Annotated in this window: 9 protein-coding genes; 2 read left to right on the top strand and 7 right to left on the bottom strand. The window is 60.5% G+C overall.

What is annotated here, in order from left to right:
• Window positions 1–326: 326 nt before the first annotated feature.
• From AB0T83_RS19890 to AB0T83_RS19860, 7 genes are read right to left on the bottom strand one after another with little or no spacing between them, the layout of a single operon-like run.
• Complete coding sequence (locus AB0T83_RS19890; protein ID WP_366194947.1) at window positions 327–1,199, bottom strand: dioxygenase family protein; 873 nt, start codon at window positions 1,197–1,199, stop codon at window positions 327–329.
• 11 nt (window positions 1,200–1,210) lie between these two features.
• On the bottom strand, window positions 1,211–2,515 hold the full coding sequence (locus tag AB0T83_RS19885; protein ID WP_366194946.1) for a TRAP transporter large permease: 1,305 nt from the start codon (window positions 2,513–2,515) through the stop codon (window positions 1,211–1,213).
• Complete coding sequence (locus AB0T83_RS19880) at window positions 2,512–3,063, bottom strand: TRAP transporter small permease (protein ID WP_366194945.1); 552 nt, start codon at window positions 3,061–3,063, stop codon at window positions 2,512–2,514. The genes AB0T83_RS19885 and AB0T83_RS19880 overlap by 4 nt, the downstream gene beginning before the upstream one ends.
• 33 nt (window positions 3,064–3,096) lie before the next feature.
• On the bottom strand, window positions 3,097–4,170 hold the full coding sequence (locus AB0T83_RS19875; protein ID WP_366194944.1) for a C4-dicarboxylate TRAP transporter substrate-binding protein: 1,074 nt from the start codon (window positions 4,168–4,170) through the stop codon (window positions 3,097–3,099).
• Between the two features lie 40 nt (window positions 4,171–4,210).
• Window positions 4,211–4,645, bottom strand: a complete 435-nt coding sequence (locus AB0T83_RS19870; RefSeq protein ID WP_366194943.1) for an OsmC family protein — start codon at window positions 4,643–4,645, stop codon at window positions 4,211–4,213.
• Between the two features lie 37 nt (window positions 4,646–4,682).
• Window positions 4,683–5,348, bottom strand: a complete 666-nt coding sequence (locus AB0T83_RS19865; protein WP_366194942.1) for a malonic semialdehyde reductase — start codon at window positions 5,346–5,348, stop codon at window positions 4,683–4,685.
• Window positions 5,345–6,229 carry a fumarylacetoacetate hydrolase family protein gene (locus AB0T83_RS19860; RefSeq protein ID WP_366194941.1) on the bottom strand — a complete coding sequence of 295 codons (885 nt, stop codon included), beginning with the start codon at window positions 6,227–6,229 and terminating at the stop codon, window positions 5,345–5,347. The genes AB0T83_RS19865 and AB0T83_RS19860 overlap by 4 nt, the downstream gene beginning before the upstream one ends.
• Window positions 6,230–6,315: 86 nt before the next feature.
• Between AB0T83_RS19860 and AB0T83_RS19855 the strand changes: the two genes are divergently transcribed.
• On the top strand, window positions 6,316–6,702 hold the full coding sequence (locus AB0T83_RS19855; protein WP_366194940.1) for a YciI family protein: 387 nt from the start codon (window positions 6,316–6,318) through the stop codon (window positions 6,700–6,702).
• Window positions 6,703–6,733: 31 nt separating this feature from the next.
• Window positions 6,734–7,726: an MBL fold metallo-hydrolase gene (locus AB0T83_RS19850; protein ID WP_366194939.1), complete on the top strand. Its 993-nt coding sequence runs from the start codon at window positions 6,734–6,736 to the stop codon at window positions 7,724–7,726.
• The last annotated feature ends 234 nt before the right edge of the window (window positions 7,727–7,960 follow it).

Here is a 7,960-nt window from a genome sequence, read left to right as displayed (position 1 = left end):
GTACATTCGCCGCGACGTGGCCGGGGAACACCAGGGCATTCTGGATGCCGCCGTCGCGCGGGACGCCGACCTGGCCTGCGAGCGATTGCTGGAGCACTACCAAAAGACCGGGACCTTTCTGGCCGAAACCCCGGATGCGATGCAGGAATAGGCCCAGACGCGGCGGGCAGAGTTGTCGCCGGTGGTGATGCAGCAAACAAGGGCCGACGGGGCGATCCGTTGGCCCTTTCCATAATGTACTGTTCGGGCGGGATTGGCTGCGTTGGCGACAAGTACCGCGCCGGACGTGACGTTCCCGCCCCCACAATACGTGGTCGAGAGCGTCTCTAGTTCTCTTCAGCCGCGAGGATGACGTCGAATTCCACATTTAGGAACGGCGCATCGATCTTACCTGACAATTCCATCCCATCGGGGAACTCGCTCGCGGGCTTCTCCACATAAGTCATGACCAGATCTTCGCGCACGCCAAAGACCGTATCCTCGTCGAGATAAGGATCATCGTCGGGGAATATTTCCGTTACAAGCGTCCGGAACCCTGGTGCCTTCACGATGTAATGCAGGTGAGATGGCCGCCAAGGGTGACGGCCGCAGGCCCGCAGGATTTCACCGACCGGACCGTCTGACGGCACGGTATACTCCACCGGCTTGACAGTCGTGAACGCATAGCGGCCATCCACACCGACGGTCATTAGGCCGTGAAACGAGTAGGTGTCCTGGTTTTCATCCTGGCTGGCATAAAGACCATTCGGGGCGGTTTGCCAGATATCGATCTCGGCGTTCGGAATGGGATTGCCATCGGTATCGCGCACCACCCCTTCCGCCAGCAACACCGGCCCGCCGAAGTCGCGCTTCATGTCGCCGCCAACCGCCAGCGGCGGGGCCCCCGAAACATGGAACGGACCCAGCACCGACGAAGACGTCGCGTCGTCCTGGGAATGCAGCATGTCCACCAGTGACGACAGCCCCAGAACATCCGAGGCCAGAACGAACTCGTGCCTGTCCTCAGTTTCAACTGCGGCGCAGCCTTGCAGGAACGCGATGCCGTGACGCCATTCGTCGTGGGTCAGGTTGGTCTCTCGCGCGAAGTCATGAAGATGCTGGACCAGCGCGCTCATGACCTCGCGCGTCCGGGGCGCCATGTCGTCTGCCAGATAGCCTTTGAATACGTCTGTGATGTTGTCTTTGGTGACGTTGCGCATCGGATGTCTCCTTAGATGAGAGCAAGGCTGAGAATAGGGAACTGGATCAGGATCAGCAGGATGAACAGCATGACGAAGGCGAAGGGCAGCGCGCCCATGAACACGTCCTTGAGCGAAATGCTGTCGTCATTCAGCGTCGATTTGATCACGAAGCACGAGATCCCCAGGGGCGGCGTGAGCAGCCCAATTTCCGCACCCACAACCGTGACGATGCCAAACCAGATCAGCGACATGTCAAGGGCTTCGACCAACGGCAGAAACAAGGGAACCACAATCAGGATGATCGAGGCGGTGTCCAGAAGCGTGCCCAGAAACAGCATGAGCAGGATATACAGGATCATGATGCCCCAGAACGATGCCTCGCTCCCGGCCAGCAGATCCTGCAACTGGTTCGGCAGACCTGCCATGCCCAGCATCCGGCTGTAGATCGAGGCGGCGGTGATAAGAAACAGGATCGCCGCGGTGATGTGGCCAGTTTCGAGCAGGGCATCCCAGAAGGTCCGCAAAGTCATCGAGCGGCGCACCAGGGCGATGACCAGCGCCACCAATGCACCGGCGGCTCCGGCCTCGACCGCGGTCAGCCAGCCGGTGTAGATGCCCCCCAGAACGATGGTGATCAGGAAGACCGTCGGGAGTGTCTTGGACGCAATCTCCCGTCCCGACATCCATTCGGTGTCCTCGACCATGCGGCCGCCGACGAAACCGGGCGTGTAGCGGCCCATGAGCCAAATGGCCCCCACATAGGCAATGGCCAGCATGATGCCGGGGATGACGCCGGCCAGGAACATGTCGCCCACCGATTGCTCGGACACGAAGGAATAGATGATCAGCATCGCCGAGGGCGGGATGATCATCCCCAGCACCGAGGATCCCGCGACCACGCCCACCGCAAAGCGCGGGTTGTAGTCCTGGGCGATCATCTGCGGCACCGAGACCTTGGTGAAGACCGAGGCGGAGGCAATCGAGGATCCGGTCACCGCGGCGAAGACGGCATTGGCGCCAACCGTCGCCATGCCGATGCCGCCCTTCACCTTGCGAAACCGCAAGGTCATCACTTCGTAGATGTCCCTGCCCAATCCGGCCTTCGAGACGATCAGCCCCATGAAGGTGAACAGCGGGATTGTGGCGAAACTGTATTCCATCGCTGAATCGCCAACGGCGACTTTCAGCAGGTTCAGCGCCAGGGTGAAGTTGTCGCGCATCAACCAGATCGAGATGAACGACACCATCCCCAAGGCTACGGGGATATAGACCCCGGCATAGATCAGAAAAACGATCGCGGCGACCGAGATCAGGCCAATTTCAATCGGGCTCATGTTTTGGGCTCGTCATGTTCGGGAACGCGGACCAATTGCGGCCGATCCTGCGCTGAGACAACTTTGAGGATGAAAATCACGCAGGACAGCGCACAGCCAAGCGCGATCACCAGTTTCACCGGCCACCACGGCAGGGTGAACAGCCCCGGAACGCCGAAATAGTCCTGCGTTTCCCACATGTGCAGGAACTCGGGGAACATGATGTAGGCAATCAGCGCCATGAAGATGGCCGAGACCGCGTTGATGATCCGCCGCAGTCCAGAGGTCAGGCGCGGCCTGCGGTCGTGCAACAGGTTCAGGAACCCGTCCGAGCGCGTCAGCCGGTCAACCCGCACCACGTCGGCCAGTTGCAGGAAGACGATGAACACCACCGAGAATTGAACGATTTCGTAGGTGCCCTTGAGCGGGGAACTGAAGACCCCCCGCGCAATGACATCGATGTTGAGGATGACCACCAACGCCAGAACCGCGAGGGTTCCGATGGCGTTGGCAGCAATCGCAAGAGCATTGGCGACCCGGCTCAGGCCGAGCGTCACGTATTTCAGCATGTTGTCGGCCTCAGTTGTCGGATCGCCAAGGGATCAGGGCTGGGACCAGTCGCGCACGCCGACAAAGCCTTCGGCTTCCAGCTTGGCCAGATAGGCTGCAAGCATGTCGCTGCCGGGTTCTCCCGCATCATTCAGGGTCTGGGCCCATTCCTGCGCAATGTTGGGCATCGCTGCCGCCCAGGCGGCGCGGTCCTCGTCCGAAACTTCGACAATGGTGCCGCCAGCCGCGATATAGGCCGCTTCGGATTCCGCCGCGATGTCCATGGCAATGCCTGCCAAGTGATCGCGGTACGCGATGGCGACCTCTTGCAGCACGCCTTTCACTTCGCCGGGCAGGCCATTCCAGTAGTCCTGGTTGACCGTGACCGTCTTGGTGTTCACCGCGCCCAGATCGGCGCTCAGCATGTAGGGGGCGACTTCCGAGATCTTGAACGTCGCACCGGCTTCGGGCCAGAGCATGGCAGCATCGACCAGGCCGGTCTGCACCATGTTGTAGAAATCGGTTAGGCCGCCACGGACCCCGGCGGCACCATTGATGCCTTCGAGATAGCGCAGGTTCATGCCCGCGCCCGCGATCTTCTTGTTCTCAAGGTCCTTGAGGCTGGCGACTTCGGACGACGAAAAGACCTGATAGCTGTCCAGGACAACACCAGTCGCCAGGTAGACCTGGTTCTGGGCGGCAAATTCGTTCTGCATTGTCGGGAATTCGCGGGCGATCTCGTCGACGGCCTTTGCCACGGCGCGTGCATCCGACGACACGAAAGGCGTCACGGCGGAAATCCCCTGGCTAGGCAGTTTGGACGAATGGAAGATCGTGGTGACGATCCCGATATCGCCCAGTCCCAGTTGAATGCCTTCCAGCACTCCGCGCGGCTTCACGATGGACCCGCCGTAGTTTTCTTGCCAGTCCATGACGTAGTTGCCGTTCTCGGCCAGGCGGCGGTCGACTTCGGGAATGAAGAAATTGCTGAATTCCCGCACCCAGAGCGAGCGGTCGGGGTAGCCGTCGATCACGACCGCAGAAATCGTTTCTTGCGCGACGACAGGCATCGCGGTCATGCCCGCCAGGGCCGCCCCCATGAGGCTGCGTTTGGTCCAGTTGATCATTCATTTTCCTCCCAGAAAATCGGGCGTTTCGCCCGGTTGCTTAGTCAGTCTTCACCCAGTTCACCGTCAGGTCTGTCCCCGCCGCAGCGAAAAGTTTGGCAATGGCACAGTACTTTGCGGTTTCGGCACCGACGCGGTCCAGGTCTTGCTGGCTCGCCGACGTGGTGCAGTTCACCGTCAGGGCAATCGCGGGAAAGGGCAGGTCAATTTCCTCTTCCATCAGGACACCGCGCCGGTCGAACTTGGCAGCCGCATCGATGGTCACTTCGCCCAGATCAATACCAAGGCGGCGGGCGTTCTTGTGGCCAACCACATTGGTGCAGGCGATCAGGGACGCCATTGCGGCCTCGGTTGGCGAGGGGCCCAGATTGGTGCCGCCGCGCTCAATCGGCTCATCAATGACCACCTGCAGGTCGCGCACGGGAATTTCCGTGCGCGCATGTGTCGGACATTGCGCTGTCGTCCGATAGGTCACGACAGTTTTCGTTTTTATTGCCATGGCCTCCTCACCTTCAGGCAAAGCTGCAGACTTGATCGAACGAGAAACGTGGCAACTTCTGGAACAAGGCAGTTTCGTCCGCGTAGCCGAGATTGCACAGGAAGTTCGATTTCAGGGGGGTGCCCGCAAAGAACTCCTCATCCACGATCGCGTTTGAAAAACCCGACATCGCGCCCACATCCAGACCAAGCGCACGTGCCGCGATCATCAAGTACGCGCCCTGCAGCGTGCCGTTGCGAAACGCTGTGGTCTCGCAATGCTCGGGCTTGCCTTCGAAATGCGGGCGGCGATCTTCATGCGGGAACAGGAACGGCAAATGCGTCCAGAACTCCACGTCATAAGCCACGATCACCGTGACCGGCGCGGCCATCATCTTGTCGATGTTTTTTGCCTTGAGGGATTTGGCCAGACGCGCCTTGCCCTCGGGGGACCTCACGAAGACGAAGCGGGCCGGCAGCGTGTTCATGCTTGTGGCGCCATTGATCATGATCTCGAACAACTCGTGCAGCAATTCTTCGCTGACCGGCTTGTCCGTCCACGCATAGTGCGAGCGGGCGCTGCGCAGCACCAGATCGATCGCGTCGTCAGACAGGCGCCCAATCCGCTGCCTTAATTCACGGACATCGGCCTGCGCCTTGGCTCGCGCCACTTCCAGCGCTTTGCCTACCGGCGCGGTCATTCTGCGGCCACCTTCACGGGCCGGTCCCTTTCATCGATGACGGGGCTGGAACAGATCCCGATGCCGTCGATCTCGATATCCACGACCTCTCCGGGCTTGAGCCAGCGCGGATTGGGCTTCTTGGCATGGCCGACGCCCGGCGGTGTGCCCATGGCGATCAGATCGCCGGGTTCCAGTGTGGTGTATTCGGATATCGTGGCGATGGTCTGTGCCACCGACCAGATCATGTTACCTGTGTTGGAAGACTGAAGGATCTCGGTCCCGACCCGGCTTTCGATCTTCAGACCGGCAGCACCCTGGGGCAGTTCATCCGGCGTCACGACAAACGGTCCGATCGCACCGGTATTGTCAAAGTTCTTGCCGGGAGTCCATTGATGCGTCTTGCGCTGGTAGTCGCGAACCGAGCCGTCGTTGAACACTGTATAACCAAAGACATGATCCAGCGCGTCGGCTTCGGAAATATGCCGACCGCCCTTTCCGACGATCAGCATCAGCTCGGCCTCGTAATCCAGTCTTTCCGAACAGCTCGGACGCACCATTGGCGCGCCGGCGGCCATGATCGAATTTCGACCGCGCATGAACAGCGCCGGATAGTCGGGGATGTCGTACCCCCCTTCCTTGATGTGGTCGGTGTAGTTCAGGCCAAGGCAGATGATTGTGCCCGGCGCCGCAACGGGCAGGGCAGGAACAATTGAATCGACCGCAATACGCGGGGCGTCGGCAAGGTCTCCGGCAATCGATTCCATCAAGGATTCGTCCCGGATCAACCCTATGAGATCGCCCCCGATTGCCGGGTTCAGCGCGGTCAGATTCACCGCTGTATCGCCGCCTACAGCGTACACCGCTGTGCCAGAATGGTCAGAGCCAACCAGATATCGCATGTACTTCTTCCTTGTCAGATGACCAGTTTCTGCCTACTATTTCACAGGATGTCAACTAATATCGATTTTTTAGAGGGAGACCAACCATGGTTGCGTGGGCGGATTACAAGGCAGAAGCCAAGTCACGCGGGGCTTTGGCGTTGGAACTCTACGTCGCGATATCCGCGCCAGCGAAAGCCCCCGAAGACGTCAAGGCCGCCCTGCCCGATCATCTGGCCTACCAGGGGCAGCTTGAGCGTGACGGCAGTCTCGCCTTTGCCGGCCCCATGTCCGACGAAAGTGGCCAGCAGATGCAAGGAATGGGACTGATCATCTATCGCGCGGACGGTCTGGAAACAGCACGTGCGCTCGCCGACAAGGATCCGATGCACATGTCCGGAGCCCGAACCTATGTGATGCGTCGCTGGATGATCAATGAAGGGTCCATCGCCCTGAACGTCGGCCTGTCCACAAAAACCGTGGCCCTGACGTGACAAGGCACAACACCGCAACAGGAGGAAGATCATGACACCGAGACAGAAGCGACGTCTGCCCGCCATTGCTGCCGCCCTTGCCACCCTTTGTACGGCACAGCTGCCCCTGGTCGCCCAGGCTGACAGCGTCACCGCGACCGGAACCGATATGGTCGTCACGCTTCTTGGCACCGGCACGCCGGCACCGGTCTTGACGCGGTTCGGCTATTCCACGCTGGTCTCGGCTGGTGGGCATTTGTTGCTGTTCGACATTGGCCGCGGCGCGACCCAGCGCCTGTGGCAGGTCGGCCTTCTGCCCGGCGACGTGGACGAGGTATTTGTCACTCACTACCACTCAGACCATGTAATCGGCCTTCCCGACCTTTGGCTGACCTCCTGGCTGGTGCCCTATGGCGCCAATTCCGAGCCTTTCCGCATCACCGGCCCCACGGGACTGTCAAAACTGACAGAGGGTCTGACCATGGCCTACGGTGACGACATCCAGATCCGCATCGCCGATCAGAACCTGCCCGCCGCCGGGGTCGCATTTGACCTCAATGAGTTCTCCGAAGATGGTGTGGTTTTCGACGAGGACAGCGTGACCGTCACCGCCTTTACGGTCAACCACGGTGAAAAGATCAAGCCCGCCGTCGGCTACCGGATCGACTACGCCAATCACTCGGTGGTGCTCAGCGGCGACACCAAGAAGGACGACGCGGTGATCGAAGCCGCCACAGGGGCGGACCTGCTTGTTCACCAGGTCGCCATGGCCGCAGAAGCCATCGCCAACAGGCCTCCGATCCAGGCAATAATGGGGCACCATACCTTGGCCAACGAAGTCGGCGAGGTGTTTGCCTCGGCAGAACCGGGGCTTGCGGTCTTCTCACACTTCGTTCTGCTCGGTTCTCCGGGCGCTGCGCCGACGACCGACGACGTTCTGGCCCTGACACGCACGACTTATGACGGCCCGCTTGAGATCGGCGAGGACCTGATGACAATCACCATCGGCGACGAGATCCGCGTCGGTACGGCCGACACACGCTGACACCACCGTCTGGGCGAGTGCCGGTTGCATCCGGCGCTTGCGACAACCCGAGGCATAGCATTGGCCCTAAATCCGGTTATTTCCGTCAGCGACTTTCTCCGCTCTGACCCGTTTTGTGGGCACCAGAGCTTTGCATCGCAGATCGAGCAGGATACGAGATGTTCATGATCGAGCCGCTTCCAGAGACCTCTTCCGCCGCACCGCCAGCCGCCGTGTCTGCCACGCAGGGCGCCT

Origin of the sequence: Meridianimarinicoccus marinus (genome assembly GCF_040689105.1) — a bacterium.
GTDB classification, from domain to species: Bacteria; Pseudomonadota; Alphaproteobacteria; order Rhodobacterales; family Rhodobacteraceae; genus Meridianimarinicoccus; species Meridianimarinicoccus marinus.
Note: the sequence above shows the minus strand (reverse complement) of the source record. Positions and strands in the feature narration are given on the sequence as shown.